General features: G+C 58.9%; 12 protein-coding genes, 1 pseudogene and 1 riboswitch. Of the genes and pseudogenes, 8 read left to right on the forward strand and 5 right to left on the reverse strand.

Annotated features, from left to right (window positions below):
* Positions 1-2: 2 nt before the first annotated feature.
* Both leuC and leuD read left to right on the forward strand, forming a co-directional pair.
* Positions 3-1403, forward strand: a complete 1401-nt coding sequence (leuC, locus tag HWQ14_RS01105) for a 3-isopropylmalate dehydratase large subunit (RefSeq protein ID WP_176608714.1) — start codon at positions 3-5, stop codon at positions 1401-1403.
* A gap of 10 nt (positions 1404-1413) precedes the next feature.
* A complete protein-coding gene (gene leuD / locus HWQ14_RS01110; RefSeq protein WP_176608715.1) occupies positions 1414-2019 on the forward strand; it encodes a 3-isopropylmalate dehydratase small subunit in 606 nt (201 codons plus the stop codon).
* An 89-nt stretch (positions 2020-2108) separates the two neighbouring features.
* Here the strand turns inward: leuD and HWQ14_RS01115 are convergent, their stop codons facing one another.
* The 3 genes from HWQ14_RS01115 to sgrT all read right to left on the reverse strand — a co-directional run bounded on the left by HWQ14_RS01115 (position 2109) and on the right by sgrT (position 3930).
* Positions 2109-2261 (reverse strand): Hok/Gef family protein, encoded by a 153-nt coding sequence (locus HWQ14_RS01115; protein ID WP_063867447.1) that lies wholly within the window; start codon positions 2259-2261, stop codon positions 2109-2111.
* A gap of 217 nt (positions 2262-2478) precedes the next feature.
* On the reverse strand, positions 2479-3657 hold the full coding sequence (locus tag HWQ14_RS01120; protein WP_176608716.1) for a sugar efflux transporter: 1179 nt from the start codon (positions 3655-3657) through the stop codon (positions 2479-2481).
* Between the two features lie 120 nt (positions 3658-3777).
* A complete protein-coding gene (gene sgrT / locus HWQ14_RS01125; protein WP_003856388.1) occupies positions 3778-3930 on the reverse strand; it encodes a glucose uptake inhibitor SgrT in 153 nt (50 codons plus the stop codon).
* 88 nt (positions 3931-4018) lie between these two features.
* On the opposite strand from sgrT, the gene sgrR reads away from it, so the two are divergent.
* The 4 genes from sgrR to thiQ all read left to right on the forward strand — a co-directional run bounded on the left by sgrR (position 4019) and on the right by thiQ (position 9097).
* A complete protein-coding gene (gene sgrR, locus HWQ14_RS01130; RefSeq protein WP_176608717.1) occupies positions 4019-5674 on the forward strand; it encodes an HTH-type transcriptional regulator SgrR in 1656 nt (551 codons plus the stop codon).
* A 36-nt stretch (positions 5675-5710) separates the two neighbouring features.
* Positions 5711-5811: riboswitch (TPP riboswitch) on the forward strand.
* Positions 5812-5842: 31 nt separating this feature from the next.
* Positions 5843-6826, forward strand: coding sequence for a thiamine ABC transporter substrate binding subunit (gene thiB, locus HWQ14_RS01135; protein WP_176608718.1), 984 nt, complete (start codon positions 5843-5845; stop codon positions 6824-6826).
* Positions 6802-8412, forward strand: coding sequence for a thiamine/thiamine pyrophosphate ABC transporter permease ThiP (gene thiP / locus HWQ14_RS01140; RefSeq protein WP_176608719.1), 1611 nt, complete (start codon positions 6802-6804; stop codon positions 8410-8412). Before thiB ends, thiP begins: the two co-directional genes overlap by 25 nt.
* On the forward strand, positions 8396-9097 hold the full coding sequence (thiQ, locus tag HWQ14_RS01145) for a thiamine ABC transporter ATP-binding protein ThiQ (RefSeq protein WP_176608720.1): 702 nt from the start codon (positions 8396-8398) through the stop codon (positions 9095-9097). The genes thiP and thiQ overlap by 17 nt, the downstream gene beginning before the upstream one ends.
* Positions 9098-9140: 43 nt before the next feature.
* Here the strand turns inward: thiQ and HWQ14_RS01150 are convergent, their stop codons facing one another.
* Entirely contained in the window at positions 9141-9908 is a 768-nt protein-coding gene (locus HWQ14_RS01150; protein WP_176608721.1) for a DedA family protein, read from the reverse strand.
* A 128-nt stretch (positions 9909-10036) separates the two neighbouring features.
* Positions 10037-10882, reverse strand: a complete 846-nt coding sequence (gene araC, locus HWQ14_RS01155; protein WP_176608722.1) for an arabinose operon transcriptional regulator AraC — start codon at positions 10880-10882, stop codon at positions 10037-10039.
* Positions 10883-11219: 337 nt separating this feature from the next.
* Here araC and araB point away from each other — a divergent pair, with 337 nt between their 5' ends.
* Both araB and araA read left to right on the forward strand, forming a co-directional pair.
* A complete protein-coding gene (gene araB, locus HWQ14_RS01160) occupies positions 11220-12929 on the forward strand; it encodes a ribulokinase (RefSeq protein WP_176608723.1) in 1710 nt (569 codons plus the stop codon).
* 10 nt (positions 12930-12939) lie between these two features.
* Positions 12940-14441, forward strand: a pseudogene (araA, locus tag HWQ14_RS01165) (L-arabinose isomerase).
* The last annotated feature ends 4 nt before the right edge of the window (positions 14442-14445 follow it).

A 14445-nucleotide genomic window follows, 5' to 3' on the forward strand; every position in this document is an offset into this window, starting at 1 on the left:
CCATGGCTAAGACGTTATATGAAAAGTTGTTTGATGCGCACGTTGTCTACGAGGCGCCAAACGAAACCCCGCTGCTGTACATTGACCGTCATCTGGTGCACGAAGTGACCTCACCTCAGGCCTTCGACGGGCTGCGCGCGCACAAGCGCCCGGTTCGCCAGCCGGGTAAAACCTTCGCCACGATGGACCACAACGTCTCCACTCAGACTAAAGACATCAACGCGTCCGGCGAAATGGCGCGCATCCAGATGCAGGAACTGATCAAGAACTGCAACGAGTTTGGCGTTGAGCTGTACGATTTAAACCACCCGTATCAGGGCATCGTCCACGTTATGGGCCCTGAGCAGGGCATTACCCTGCCGGGCATGACCATCGTCTGCGGCGACTCTCATACCGCGACGCACGGCGCGTTTGGTGCCCTGGCGTTCGGGATTGGTACCTCTGAAGTTGAACACGTTCTGGCGACGCAGACCCTGAAACAGGGCCGTGCCAGGACCATGAAGATTGAAGTGAAGGGCAAGGCCGCGCCGGGCATTACCGCGAAAGATATCGTGCTGGCGATTATCGGCAAAACCGGCAGCGCAGGCGGCACCGGGCACGTTGTGGAATTTTGCGGTGACGCTATCCGGGCGCTGAGCATGGAGGGTCGTATGACCCTGTGCAACATGGCCATTGAAATGGGCGCCAAAGCGGGCCTGGTTGCGCCAGATGAAACCACCTTCAGCTACGTGAAGGGTCGTTTGCATGCCCCTAAAGATCGAGATTTTGTGGATGCCGTTGAGTACTGGAAAACCCTGAAAACGGACGACGGCGCCACCTTCGATACCGTGGTGACGCTGCAGGCGGAAGACATCGCGCCGCAAGTAACCTGGGGCACTAACCCGGGCCAGGTGATCTCCGTCAACGACAGCATTCCCGATCCGGCGTCCTTCGCCGATCCGGTCGAACGCGCCAGTGCGGAAAAAGCGCTGGCCTATATGGGGCTGAAGCCAGGCGTGCCGCTGACCGACGTAAACATTGATAAAGTGTTCATCGGTTCCTGCACCAACTCCCGTATCGAAGATTTACGCGCGGCGGCAGAGATTGCCAAAGGTCGCAAAGTGGCCCCGGGCGTGCAGGCGCTGGTAGTGCCGGGTTCCGGCCCGGTGAAAGCTCAGGCGGAAGCAGAAGGCCTGGATAAGATCTTTATTGAAGCGGGCTTCGAGTGGCGCTTGCCGGGCTGCTCCATGTGTCTGGCGATGAACAACGACCGCCTGAATCCGGGCGAGCGCTGCGCTTCTACCAGCAACCGTAACTTTGAAGGCCGCCAGGGCCGCGGTGGACGCACCCATCTGGTCAGCCCGGCTATGGCCGCCGCTGCGGCTGTCACCGGCCATTTCGCCGATATTCGCAGCCTGAAATAAGGAGACAATCATGGCAGAGAAATTTACCCAACATACGGGCCGGGTTGTCCCGCTGGACGCCGCAAACGTCGATACTGACGCCATCATTCCTAAACAGTTTTTGCAGAAAGTGACCCGCACGGGCTTTGGTGCGCACCTGTTCAACGACTGGCGTTTCCTCGACGATAAGGGCGAAGTGCCCAACCCCGAGTTCGTCCTGAACTTCCCGGAATACGAAGGCGCATCCATTCTGCTGGCGCGGGAAAACTTTGGCTGCGGTTCATCCCGTGAGCATGCGCCATGGGCACTGACCGACTACGGCTTTAAGGTGGTAATCGCCCCGAGCTTTGCGGATATCTTCTACGGCAACAGCTTCAACAACCAGCTGCTGCCGGTGACGCTGAGCGACGAACAGGTGGATGAGCTGTTTGCGCTGGTGCAGGCGAATCCGGGCATGGCGTTTGAAGTGGATCTGGAAGCGGAAGTGGTAAAAGCAGGTGAAAAGACCTACAGCTTCAGCATCGACGCTTTCCGTCGCCACTGCATGCTGAACGGTCTGGACAGCATTGGCCTGACGCTGCAGCACGAAGACGCTATCTCCGCCTACGAGAAGCAACAGCCTGCGTTTATGGGCTAAAGGCAATGGCCCGCAGCATGCGGGCCATTGATAAGGGTGCGTTGAGGCGTAACCACGCTGGAGAGGCGGGGAAAACCCCGCCAATACCGCTAACGTTTTGCTTCGTAAGCCAACACTGCCGCCAGCTCCGTTTTCTCCTGTCTGAAATGCAGCTCACACAGCGAGTCGCGTACCATCCAGGTGAAGATCAACAGCGTTGAACAGATCAGAAACAAACCTAACAGCAGAGTACGTTTTGGCATTCCAGCCTCCTTATTGCTTTTCGGCAATGAAGAGACTAACCTCGCAATGATGGTTGTGAAGTTTGTCTCCCCATCAGTTTTTTTGATGTGGGACTCTCCACTGTTTGCCTCTTGCGAAAGCCTGAGGCAAACAGCCTCAAGCACCCGCCACGCACTCTATGCTCCTTAGCCGCACCTGTCAGAAAGTCATTTCATTTCGTGAAGCAGCCTTCCAGAATCAGACGTCTTTAACCCTGCACGTTAAGGCCAGCGTGACGACGGATATCGCCGCAATCATCCAGTAAACCGAGGCGTGGCCATAGCTTTGCGCCAGCGCGCCCTGAATCACACCCGCAAGAATGACGCCCGTCGAGATGCTGTTGGTAAAAAGCGTGGTCGCAGAGCCCGCACGGCCGGGCATTAAATCCTGGAACCAGAGCATGCCGATCCCGGCGACAATCCCGATGAATACGGCGTTAAACAGCTGAAGCGCCAGTAACGCCTCACGGGAATGGAAAAGGAGTAGCCCCGCGTAGAACAGCACGCCGGCCGCCACGGCGACAATCATCATCCGGCGCTTTCCGAAACGCTTAACGTAATACCCCGCCAGAATCATCGCCGGGATTTCCAGCCCGGCGGCGGTCCCCATTAAGATCCCGGCGAGCTTGTCCGGCAGGCCCAGATCGCTGCTGATCCACAGCGGCATATCGATGATATACATGGTGTTGCAGGTCCACATCAGCGTGGAAGCAATAAACAGCATGCGGACGTTTTTATCCTGCCAGCCGCTCACCTGGGTTAACGGTTTATCCGTCGTTTGCTCGACCCGGGCAACAGACGGCAGCGCAAAAGCAATCAGCGCCAGGCTAACGGCAAAAATCCCCGCCGCGATGGAAAACATAGCGGTGAAGCCATAGTTCAGCGCCAGCATGAACGCCAGCGGCGGGCCGATAACCCAGGCGAGTGAGAGCTGGGCACGCATCACCGAGCTGAACATCACTACTTCACGCGCCGAGTTATCGGCATATTCCCGGGCCAGCGCGAACAGCTGCGGCATGGCGGTGTTGGCCAGCGAGGCTAGCAGTACGCCGCAGGTGATTAGCGTCAGGTAATGGCGGTTGAAGGCAAAGAGCAGCGCGTTGCCCACGGCCATGGCGCAGCAAAAGAGGATCAATTTGCGGCGATCGCCCCGGCTGTCGGATCGTTTCGCCAGCCACAGGCTGACCAGGATCCCGGCGATAGCGTTGACGGTATAAAACAGGCCGACCCAAAACGGCTGCGCCCCCACCTCGCGGCTGAGAAACAGGCTCAGCGTCGGTGCCTGAAGCGCGCCGGCTACGCCCATCATGAAGGCCACCAGCATAAAAGCGGCATACACGCCGTTCAGGCGTCGCCCCATCGTCATCAACCAGAGCATGCGCAAATCCTTATGAAAGCGAATCGAAATTGGGTGAAATAGTAAACGAAAAAAGCCAGCAAAAACATTTTGCTGGCGGGTGATTAGCACCAATACTCAGTCACACATGATCGAGGCGAGTTAGCGAGAAGAGGTCGGTTTCGTAACGTCCCACTGCATCAGATCTTCCAGTATTCTCAGCCGCTGCTCTGCGCACTGGCGGGCCAGCCAGGACACTCCTTTTGTCGCTGAAAAATAGTGCTGATAAAACTGACGTGCGGTAGACCTCTTCATAATTTACCTCCTCGCTTCATCGGGAAGAATTATTGGCTTAATATAGGGATTAATAAATTGCTGATTTTTTGTCAGGAGTTCCCCTTTTATGTCGTCTGGTCGTCTGCAACAACAATTTATCCGCCTGTGGCAGTGCTGCGAGGGGCAATCGCAGGAGACCACGCTGAACGAGCTGGCAGAACTCCTCAACTGCTCTCGCCGCCACATGCGTACGCTGCTTAATACCATGCAGCAGCAGGGCTGGCTTAACTGGGAGGCCGAGGCCGGGCGCGGCAAGCGTTCGCGCCTGACCTTCCTCTATACCGGGCTGGCGCTGCAGCAACAGCGGGCGGAGGATCTGCTGGAGCAGGACCGCATCGATCAGCTGGTACAGCTGGTGGGCGACAAGGCCGCCGTGCGCCAGATGCTGGTCTCGCATCTTGGGCGCAGCTTTCGCCAGGGGCGCCATATTCTGCGGGTGCTCTACTACCGTCCGATGAAAAATCTGCTGCCCGGCACGGCGCTGCGCCGCTCTGAAACCCACATGGCCCGGCAGATATTCAGCGGCTTGACGAAAATAAATGAGGAAAATGGGGAACTGGAAGCGGATATTGCCCACCACTGGCAGCAGCTGTCCCCGCTGCACTGGCGCTTCTTTTTACGCCCCGGGATCCACTTCCACCACGGACGCGAGCTGGAGATGCGGGACGTCATCGGCTCCCTGGAGCGGGCCCGCACGCTCCCGCTCTATTCGCATATCGCGCGGATCCACTCCCCGACGGCCTGGACGCTGGACATTGAGCTGTCGCAGCCGGACAAATGGCTTCCGTGGCTGCTGGGCTATGTGCCCTCGATGATCCTGCCCGGCGAGTGGGGATCGCTCAACAATTTTGCCAGCCTGCCGATCGGTACGGGCCCCTACTCCGTTTCGCGCAATAACAATAATCAGCTCAAGATCCGCGCCTTTGATGACTATTTTGGCTATCGGGCGCTGATCGACGAAGTTAACGTCTGGGTATTACCTGATCTTAACGAGGAGCTGAGCGCAGGCCTGACGCTGGAAGGGCCAACAACAAGCGAAAAGGCTTTCGAAAGTCGCCTGGAAGAGGGGTGTTATTACCTGCTCTTTGATAGCCGCAGCCATCGCGGCGCAAACCACGACGTTCGCAAGTGGATCAGCCATATTCTGGCCCCTGCTAACCTGATTTATCATGCAGAGGAGCAATACCAGACGTGGTGGTTCCCGGCCTATGGCCTGCTCCCGCGCTGGCACCATGCTCAGCCGGTGCGCAGTGAAAAACCTGCCGGGCTTGAGACCATCACCCTCAGCTATTACCGCGATCACATTGAGCACCGGTTTATCGCAAGGATCATGAGTAAGCTGCTGGCGGCCGAGGGCGTGACGCTGGCGATACAGGAAGTGGATTATGATGAATGGCACCGCGGTGACGTCGTCAGCGATATCTGGCTCAACAGCGCAAACTTCACGCTGCCGCTTGATTTCTCACTCTTTTCTCACCTGTATGAAGTGCCGCTCATTCAGCACTGCATCAACCGGGACTGGCAGCAGGACGCCGCGCGGTGGCGGGCGGGAGAAATGGATCTGGCCGCCTGGTGTCAGGAGCTGCTGGCCGGGCAGACGATCGTACCGCTGATCCACCACTGGCTGCTGATCCAGGGGCAGCGCAGCATGCGCGGCCTGCGGATGAATACCCTGGGCTGGTTTGATTTTAAATCCGCCTGGTTTGCGCCGCCGGAGCCATAACGCTTTCGTAATATTCACCAAATCATTACAATAGCGCCGTTCTCAACGGGGTGCTGCATCACTGATGTGCGCTGAGATAATACCCGTCGAACCTGATCCGGATAACGCCGGCGAAGGGATTTGAGGCTGTCTCTCAAAATCCTTTGCCACTCAACCCTGAGGTGCAAAGTGTTAAAAAACGTTCTTCCTCTGCTGGCGCTGTTTGCGCTGCCTGTTTTTGCCAAGCCCGTGCTCACGGTTTACACCTATGACTCTTTCTCCGCCGACTGGGGCCCCGGCCCGGCGGTTAAAAAAGCCTTTGAGGCCGACTGCGGCTGCGAGCTGAAGTTCGTGGCGCTGGAAGATGGCGTGTCGCTGCTTAACCGTCTGCGCATGGAAGGGAAAAACAGCAAAGCCGACGTGGTGCTCGGGCTGGATAACAACCTGCTGGAAGCCGCCACGCAAACCCGATTGTTTGCTAAAAGCGGCGTTGCGGCAGAGGCCGTTAAGGTGCCTGGCGGCTGGAAAAACGAGACCTTCGTTCCCTTTGATTACGGCTACTTTGCTTTCGTCTACGACAAAAACAAGCTGAAAAACCCGCCGAAAAGCCTGAAAGAGCTGGTCGAAAGCGACCAGAAATGGCGCGTAATTTATGAAGATCCGCGTACCAGCACCCCGGGCCTTGGCCTGCTGCTGTGGATGCAAAAGGTCTACGGGGATAAAACGGCGGAAGCGTGGCAGAAGCTGGCCGCCAAAACCGTGACCGTCACCAAAGGCTGGAGCGAGGCCTACGGCCTGTTCCTGAAAGGGGAAAGCGATCTTGTACTGAGCTACACCACCTCCCCGGCCTACCACATTATTGCCGAGAAGAAAGACAATTACGCTGCCGCGAACTTTGCTGAAGGGCATTATCTGCAGGTGGAAGTGGCGGCGCGCACCGCCGCCAGCAAACAGCCGGAGCTGGCCGAAAAATTCCTGAAATTTATGGTTTCACCGGCATTCCAGAACGCCATTCCGACAGGCAACTGGATGTACCCGGTGACTGACGTTGCGCTGCCGCCGGGCTTTGAGCAGCTGAACAAACCGCAAACCTCGCTGGAGTTTACGCCGCAGCAGGTTGCTGCCCAGCGCGCCGCATGGATAAGTGAATGGCAACGCGCCGTCAGCCGCTGATCGCCGGCTGGTTACTCCCGGGACTGCTCGCCGCCATGCTGATGGTGGCGGTCAGCCTGGGCGCATTCCTTGCGCTGTGGTTTAACGCGCCGGAGAGCGATCTGCTCGCGCTCTGGCACGACGGCTATCTCTGGCACGTTATCCGCTTCTCCTTCTGGCAGGCGTTTATCTCCGCGCTGCTGTCGACGATCCCGGCAATTTTTCTCGCCCGCGCCCTGTATCGACGGCGTTTTCCCGGCAGGCAGGCCCTGCTGCGCCTGTGCGCCATGACGCTGATCCTCCCCGTGCTGGTCGCGGTGTTTGGCATCCTGAGCGTTTACGGCAGGCAGGGCTGGCTGGCATCCCTGTTCAGCCTGCTTGGCCTGGAGTGGACCTTCTCTCCCTACGGGCTGCAGGGCATTCTGCTGGCGCACGTTTTCTTCAACATGCCGATGGCAACGCGCCTCTTTTTGCAGGCCCTGGAAAACATTCCCGGCGAGCAGCGCCAGATTGCCGCCCAGCTCGGCATGCGCGGCTGGTCGTTCTTCCGCTTTGTCGAATGGCCCTGGCTGCGACGCCAGATTGCCCCGGTTGCCGCGCTGATCTTTATGCTCTGCTTCGCCAGCTTTGCGACCGTGCTCTCTCTCGGCGGCGGGCCGCAGGCCACCACGATTGAGCTGGCTATCTATCAGGCGTTAAGTTACGACTACGATCCTGGCCGCGCCGCGCTGCTGGCCATCGTACAGATGATTTGCTGTCTGGCGCTGGTGTTATTGAGCCAGCGTCTGAGCAAAGCGATCCCCGCAGGAAGCAATAACATTACCGGCTGGCGCGATCCGCAGGACAGCCTGCACAGCCGCATCACGGATGTGATGCTGATCGCACTGGCCCTCCTGCTTCTGCTCCCGCCGCTGCTGGCCGTCATCGCTGATGGGCTGAATAGCAATGTGCTGTCGGTATTGCAACAGCCTGTCCTGTGGCAGGCTACGTGGACCTCGTTGCGCATCGCGCTGGCAGCCGGGCTGGTCTGCGTGCTCCTGACCATGATGCTGCTCTGGAGCAGCCGCGAGCTTTATGCGCGCCATGCCCGCAAGGCCGGACACGCGCTGGAGCTGACGGGCATGCTGATTCTGGCAATGCCCGGCATCGTGCTGGCGACCGGTTTCTTTTTACTGTTTAACAGCACCATCGGCCTGCCGGAAAGCGCCGACGGGATCGTTATCTTTACCAACGCCCTCATGGCTATCCCGTATGCGCTTAAGGTGCTGGAAAACCCGATGCGGGATGTGAACAGCCGGTATAGCGTCCTGTGTCAGTCCCTTGGGATAGCAGGCTGGCGGCGTTTGAAGGTGGTCGAGCTACGCGCCCTGAAGCGCCCGCTCGCCCAGGCGCTGGCCTTCGCCTGCGTGCTGTCGATTGGCGATTTTGGCGCAGTGGCCCTCTTTGGCAACGAAGATTTCCGCACGCTGCCGTTCTGGCTTTATCAGCAAATTGGCTCTTACCGCAGCCAGGACGGTGCCGTCACGGCGCTGCTGCTGCTGATCCTGTGCTTTGCCTTATTTACCGTTATCGAAAAACTTCCGGGGCGTGATGCTAAAACTGACTGATGTAACCTGGCTTTACGAGCACCTGCCTATGCGCTTTACCCTCTCCGTTCGCCAGGGTGAGCGTATTGCGGTGCTTGGCCCAAGCGGTGCCGGAAAAAGTACCCTGCTCAATTTAATTGCCGGTTTCTTGCAGCCTGCCAGCGGATCGATAGCGATCGATAATCGTGATTTTACCCACGCCCCTCCGGCTATACGTCCGGTGTCGATGCTGTTTCAGGAAAACAACCTGTTCAATCACCTCACGGTGTGGCAGAACATCGCGCTGGGGATGGATCCGGGGCTGAAGCTCAATACCGCGCAGCGGCAGAAGCTGGGAGCAATCGCTGAACAAATGGGCCTGTCCTCGCTTGTCGACAGGCTGCCCGGCGAACTCTCCGGCGGCCAGCGCCAGCGGGTGGCGCTGGCGCGTTGCCTGGTGCGCGAACGGCCGCTGCTGCTGCTCGACGAACCTTTCTCGGCGCTCGACCCGGCCCTGCGCCAGGAGATGCTCTCGCTGGTGGAGGAGGTTTGCCAGCGCCAGCAGATTGCGATGCTGATGGTCTCGCACAGCATTGAGGATGCCGCGCGCATCGCGCCGCGATCGGTGGTGATCGCGGAGGGACGGATTTTGTGGGATGGAGAAACAGAAGAACTTCTGAGTGGTAACACGGGGGCGTCTTCATTGTTGGGCATTCGTGCGGTCTGACGCCCTCACCCTGGCCCTCTCCCACGGGGAGAGGGAAAACTTCTTAACGGCTCACCACCTTCAACAGGATCTCGCCGTACACCGGCATCAGCGGATGGCGAATCAATGCCACCAGCGCCACCACCGCAACGCCCAGCGTCAGCGGCGCCAGCCACATCAGGCGAGCGCGCGGGAGATAGCGCGTCAGGCGATCGACGCTGGCTTTTGCGCTGCGCCACAGCCGCCAGCAGAGCCAGGCCGCCAGCCAGAGCAGCACCGCCGTTGCCAGCAGCAGCCACTTAAACTCACCGCTTTGCATACCGTCAGGAATATCAATGGCCGCGCCCGCGAGGATCCCCGGCAGGAAGTAGAACGGCGGCCAGAAGACGCAGCCGATGATGTTCGGCACCACGAATTTCGCGACGGGCAGATCCAGCATGCCGGCAACCATCGGCACCAGCGGACGCGTTGGCCCGACAAAACGCCCCACGAGGATAGTAAACATGCTGTGCTGGTGCAGGGCGTGCTCGGTCTTATCCAGCAGCGCTTTGTGTTTTTTCAAAAACGACCAGCGGTGCAGCGGCTTCTTAAAGCGCCAGCCCAGCCAGAAGGAGATCCAGTCCCCCAGAAAACAGCCGATCGTACCGGCCAGCCACGCCTGCCAGAAATTGACCTCACCGCTGCCAATCAGCGCTCCAAGCCCCGCCATCAGTACGGTGCCGGGCAGGATCAGCCCGACCAGCGCCAGCGATTCGAGAAACGCCACCAGCGTTACCGCGATGAGCGAATACATAACGGACTGGGTAATAAAATGTTCCAGCAATGCCTGCATAACTATTCCGGTCAGAAAACGAATCAGCGATTCTGCTTAGCGCCCTGCACCGCGTCAAGGCAACAATTGTCTGAATAGTTTACAGGGTGCTTTCTGAGTTCACCTGTATGTTTAGCTTTTTTTACCGATTATTCACATCCAGCGCGAAATTCACTGGGGCTGGCGCCAGTGCATTTTTTAAATACGCGGGAAAAATAGAGCTGATCTTCAAAGCCCACGTTGCGCCCGACGGTAGCAATAGGCATTCGGGTGGTGCTGAGCAGCAGTTTCGCCTGGCTGATGCGCTGATCCTCACGCCAGCTCAGCACGCTGACGCCAAGCTGCTGGCGAAACAGATGCGACAGGCGTGACGGCGACAGGCAGACGTGCTGGGCGACGCTGGCGATATCAAACTGGCTGTCCGCCAGGTGGTCGCTGATGTACTGGCAGGCGTCACGCACGCGGTTGTCCAGCGGCGGGTTAAGCGACTCGTTGATGGCCTCCATGCGCCGCAGCAGCACCTGCTCCAGCAGGTTAATGGCCAGCAGTTCGGCATAGCGCCCGCCCGCCTGCCCCGCCTCTATAATCTGCGCGAAAAGTTCACGGAACTGTGCCAGATGCGCTTCATCCGGACGATAAAAGCCGGTATGGGCGAAAATGGCCGGCCACGACAGCCACTCCTGCCAGTAGGCGCGCGGACGGAAATAGACCCACTGGTGATACCACTCTTTGGCGTCCGGGTGACGTCCGTAGTGGTGGATCTCCCCGGGGGGAAACAGCAGCATATCGCCGGGACGGCAGACGAATTGCCGATCGCCGTTTTTGATCACCCCCTCCCCGCGTACGGTAAGGTTCAAAATATACCCTTTCATGCCGAGCGGTCGATCGACGTAAAAATCGAGATAACCCTCGGCCTCAATTGGCGTCAGCCCCGCCACCAGATGGGCGTTAAATGAGTAGCCCGGCAGTAAGGGATCGTTTTGCGGTTCGGCCATAGATTCAGTTCTCCCAAGGGTCCTGAAGGAAACCAATTGTCCATATCGTTAAAAGCAGTATAAAAAGGGGCCGCGAAAAGATCCAAAAAGCATCACGCTTCTTTTACGTCCGCCATGTTTCAGCCTTTTCCCCTGATTTATCTGCCGACAGGGGCAGATAAGCAGTAACAAAAGTGTCTATAAGTACGGCAGAAATGTCCACATTGAATATTTGCACGGCGTCACACTTTCCGTTGCTACAGCAATTTTATCCATAAGATTAGCGGATCCTGCCTGACGATTTTTGTCCCCAGTCTCTAATGTTCTTTCATACCTGTTTTCTGGATGGAGCAACACCATGGCAATTGCAATTGGCCTCGATTTTGGCAGCGACTCGGTTCGCGCGCTGGCAGTGGACTGTACGACTGGCCAGGAGATAGCAACCAGCGTTGAGTGGTACCCGCGCTGGCAAGAGGGGCGCTACTGCGATGCGCCGAATAACCAGTTCCGCCACCACCCGCGTGATTACATTGAATCTATGGAAGCGGCGATGAAAGCCGTGCTGGCTGAACTGACGGATGCCCAGCGGGCCGACGTGGTGGGGATTGGCGTCGACAGCACCGGTTCAACGCCGGCCCCGGTTGATGCCGAAGGCCGCGTGCTGGCGCTGCGCCCGGAGTTTGCCGACAACCCGAACGCCATGTTCGTGCTGTGGAAAGACCATACCGCCGTGGAAGAGGCGGAAGCCATCACCCGCCTGTGCCATGAGCCAGGCCACACCGACTACTCCCGCTACATCGGTGGGATTTACTCCAGCGAATGGTTCTGGGCCAAGATCCTTCACGTTACCCGCGCGGACGCTTCGGTTGCGCAGGCGGCGGCATCATGGATTGAGCTGTGCGACTGGGTGCCTGCCCTGCTCTCCGGCACCACCCGCCCGCAGGATATCCGCCGCGGCCGCTGTAGCGCCGGGCATAAATCCCTGTGGCATGAAAGCTGGGGCGGCCTGCCTCCAGCCGCGTTCTTCGACGAGCTCGACCCGATTATCAACAAGAACCTGACATATCCGCTGTTTACCGACACCTTCACCGCCGATATTCCGGTCGGCACGCTCTGCGAAGAGTGGGCAAAGCGCCTCGGCCTGCCGCAAAACGTGGCGATCTCCGGCGGCGCGTTTGACTGCCACATGGGCGCCGTGGGCGCGGGTGCGCAGCCCAATACGCTGGTGAAAGTGATCGGCACCTCTACATGCGACATTCTGACGGCGGACAAAACGACCGTTGGCGACCGCGCGGTGAAGGGTATCTGCGGCCAGGTTGACGGCAGCGTGGTGCCGGACTTCATCGGCCTCGAAGCCGGTCAGTCCGCTTTCGGCGACATCTACGCCTGGTTTGGCCGCGTGCTCGGCTGGCCGCTGGATCGCCTGGCGGCGGCGCATCCCGAGCTGAAAACCCAGATTGACGAGAGCAAAAAACAGCTTCTGCCGCAGCTCACGGAGGCCTGGGCAAAAAATCCGTCTCTCGATCACCTGCCGGTAGTGCTGGACTGGTTTAACGGTCGCCGCACGCCGTTTGCGAACCAGCGTCTGAAAGGGGTGATTACCGACCTCAACCTGGCGACCGACGCGCCGGCGCTGTTTGGTGGCCTGATTGCAGCCACCGCATTCGGCGCGCGCGCCATCATGGAGTGCTTCACCGAACAGGGCATCGACGTAAACAACGTGATGGCTCTGGGCGGTATCGCCCGTAAAAACCCGGTGATCATGCAGGCCTGCTGCGACGTGCTCAACCGTCCGCTGCAGATTGTGGCCTCCGATCAGTGCTGTGCGCTGGGCGCGGCGATTTTCGCGGCCGTGGCCGCAGGCGTTCATGCCGATATTCCGACCGCGCAACGGCATATGGCGAGCGCCGTCGAAACCACGCTCCAGCCGCGTGCCGGACAGGCACAACGCTTCGAACAGCTTTATCAGCGCTACCAGCAATGGGCAAAAAGCGCCGAACTTCACTATCTCCCTGTCGCCGCCCCGGCCAAACGCACCGCGGACACTACGGCAACCCTGACCCATTAAGGACACGATGATGACCATTTTTAATAATTATGAAGTGTGGTTTGTGATTGGCAGCCAGCATCTGTACGGACCGGAAGCGCTACAGCAGGTGACGAAACACGCGGAGCACGTTGTTAACGCCATGAACGCCGAAGCCAAACTGCCGTGCAAACTGGTGTTAAAGCCGCTGGGGACCACCCCGATGAAATCACCAACATCTGCCGTGACGCCAACTACGACGACAAATGCGCCGGTCTGGTGGTGTGGCTTCACACCTTCTCACCGGCCAAAATGTGGATCAACGGCCTGGCCATCCTCAACAAGCCGCTGCTGCAGTTCCACACCCAGTTCAATGCCTCCCTGCCGTGGGACAGCATCGACATGGACTTCATGAACCTGAACCAGACCGCGCACGGCGGCCGCGAATTCGGCTTCATCGGCGCGCGTATGCGTCAGCAGCATGCGGTCGTGACCGGCCACTGGCAGGACGGTCAGGCGCAGCAGCGTATCGGCGCCTGGATGCGTCAGGCGGTCTCTAAGCAGGATACCCGTCACCTTAAAGTGGTGCGTTTCGGCGACAACATGCGTGAAGTTGCCGTAACCGACGGCGACAAAGTGGCCGCGCAGATCAAGTTCGGCTTCTCCGTGAATACCTGGGCGGTGGGCGACCTGGTGCAGGTGGTGAATGACATCAGCGATGGCGACGTGAACGCGCTGGTAGACGAATACGAAAGCAGCTACCGCCTGACGCCTGCGGCACAAATTAACGGCGACAAGCGCCAGAACGTGCTGGACGCGGCGCGCATTGAGCTGGGCATGAAGCGCTTCCTGGAACAGGGCGGCTTCCACGCCTTTACCACTACCTTTGAAGATCTCCACGGCCTGAAGCAGCTACCGGGCCTGGCGGTACAACGCCTGATGCAGCAGGGCTACGGCTTTGCGGGCGAAGGCGACTGGAAAACTGCCGCTCTGCTTCGCATCATGAAGGTGATGTCGACCGGTCTGCAGGGCGGCACCTCCTTTATGGAGGACTATACCTACCACTTCGAGAACGGTAACGATCTGGTGCTCGGCTCGCACATGCTGGAAGTGTGCCCCTCCATCGCGGTTGAAGAGAAGCCGATCCTCGACGTACAGCACCTCGGCATCGGCGGCAAGGCGGACCCGGCTCGTCTGATCTTCAACACCCGTACCGGCCCGGCCATCAACGCCAGCCTGATCGACCTCGGCGATCGTTTCCGCCTGCTGGTGAACTGCGTCGATGCGGTTGAAACCCCGCACTCCCTGCCAAAACTGCCGGTCGCGAACGCCCTGTGGAAAGCACAGCCTGACCTGCCAACCGCGTCAGAAGCGTGGATCGTGGCGGGCGGCGCGCACCACACCGTCTTCAGCCACGCGCTGGATCTTAACGACATGCGTCAGTTCGCCGAGCTGCACGATATCGAGCTGACCGTTATCGATAACGATACCCGCCTGCCTGCCTTTAAGGACGCGCTGCGCTGGAACGAAGTCTATTACGGTTCAAAACGTTAAGTAC

The organism is Enterobacter cloacae, from assembly GCF_013375935.1.
Lineage (GTDB): Bacteria > Pseudomonadota > Gammaproteobacteria > Enterobacterales > Enterobacteriaceae > Enterobacter > Enterobacter pasteurii.

Excerpts from the sequence above, each read along its gene's own strand:
- HWQ14_RS01120 (WP_176608716.1), bottom strand. The coding sequence starts at position 3,657 with ATGCTCTGGTTGATGACGATGGGGCGACGCCTGAACGGCGTGTATGCC.
- HWQ14_RS01115 (WP_063867447.1), bottom strand. The coding sequence starts at position 2,261 with ATGCCAAAACGTACTCTGCTGTTAGGTTTGTTTCTGATCTGTTCAACG.
- leuC (WP_176608714.1), top strand. The coding sequence starts at position 3 with ATGGCTAAGACGTTATATGAAAAGTTGTTTGATGCGCACGTTGTCTAC.
- araC (WP_176608722.1), bottom strand. The coding sequence starts at position 10,882 with ATGGCCGAACCGCAAAACGATCCCTTACTGCCGGGCTACTCATTTAAC.
- araB (WP_176608723.1), top strand. The coding sequence starts at position 11,220 with ATGGCAATTGCAATTGGCCTCGATTTTGGCAGCGACTCGGTTCGCGCG.
- thiQ (WP_176608720.1), top strand. The coding sequence starts at position 8,396 with ATGCTAAAACTGACTGATGTAACCTGGCTTTACGAGCACCTGCCTATG.
- HWQ14_RS01150 (WP_176608721.1), bottom strand. The coding sequence starts at position 9,908 with ATGCAGGCATTGCTGGAACATTTTATTACCCAGTCCGTTATGTATTCG.
- sgrR (WP_176608717.1), top strand. The coding sequence starts at position 4,019 with ATGTCGTCTGGTCGTCTGCAACAACAATTTATCCGCCTGTGGCAGTGC.
- thiP (WP_176608719.1), top strand. The coding sequence starts at position 6,802 with ATGGCAACGCGCCGTCAGCCGCTGATCGCCGGCTGGTTACTCCCGGGA.
- sgrT (WP_003856388.1), bottom strand. The coding sequence starts at position 3,930 with ATGAAGAGGTCTACCGCACGTCAGTTTTATCAGCACTATTTTTCAGCG.
- leuD (WP_176608715.1), top strand. The coding sequence starts at position 1,414 with ATGGCAGAGAAATTTACCCAACATACGGGCCGGGTTGTCCCGCTGGAC.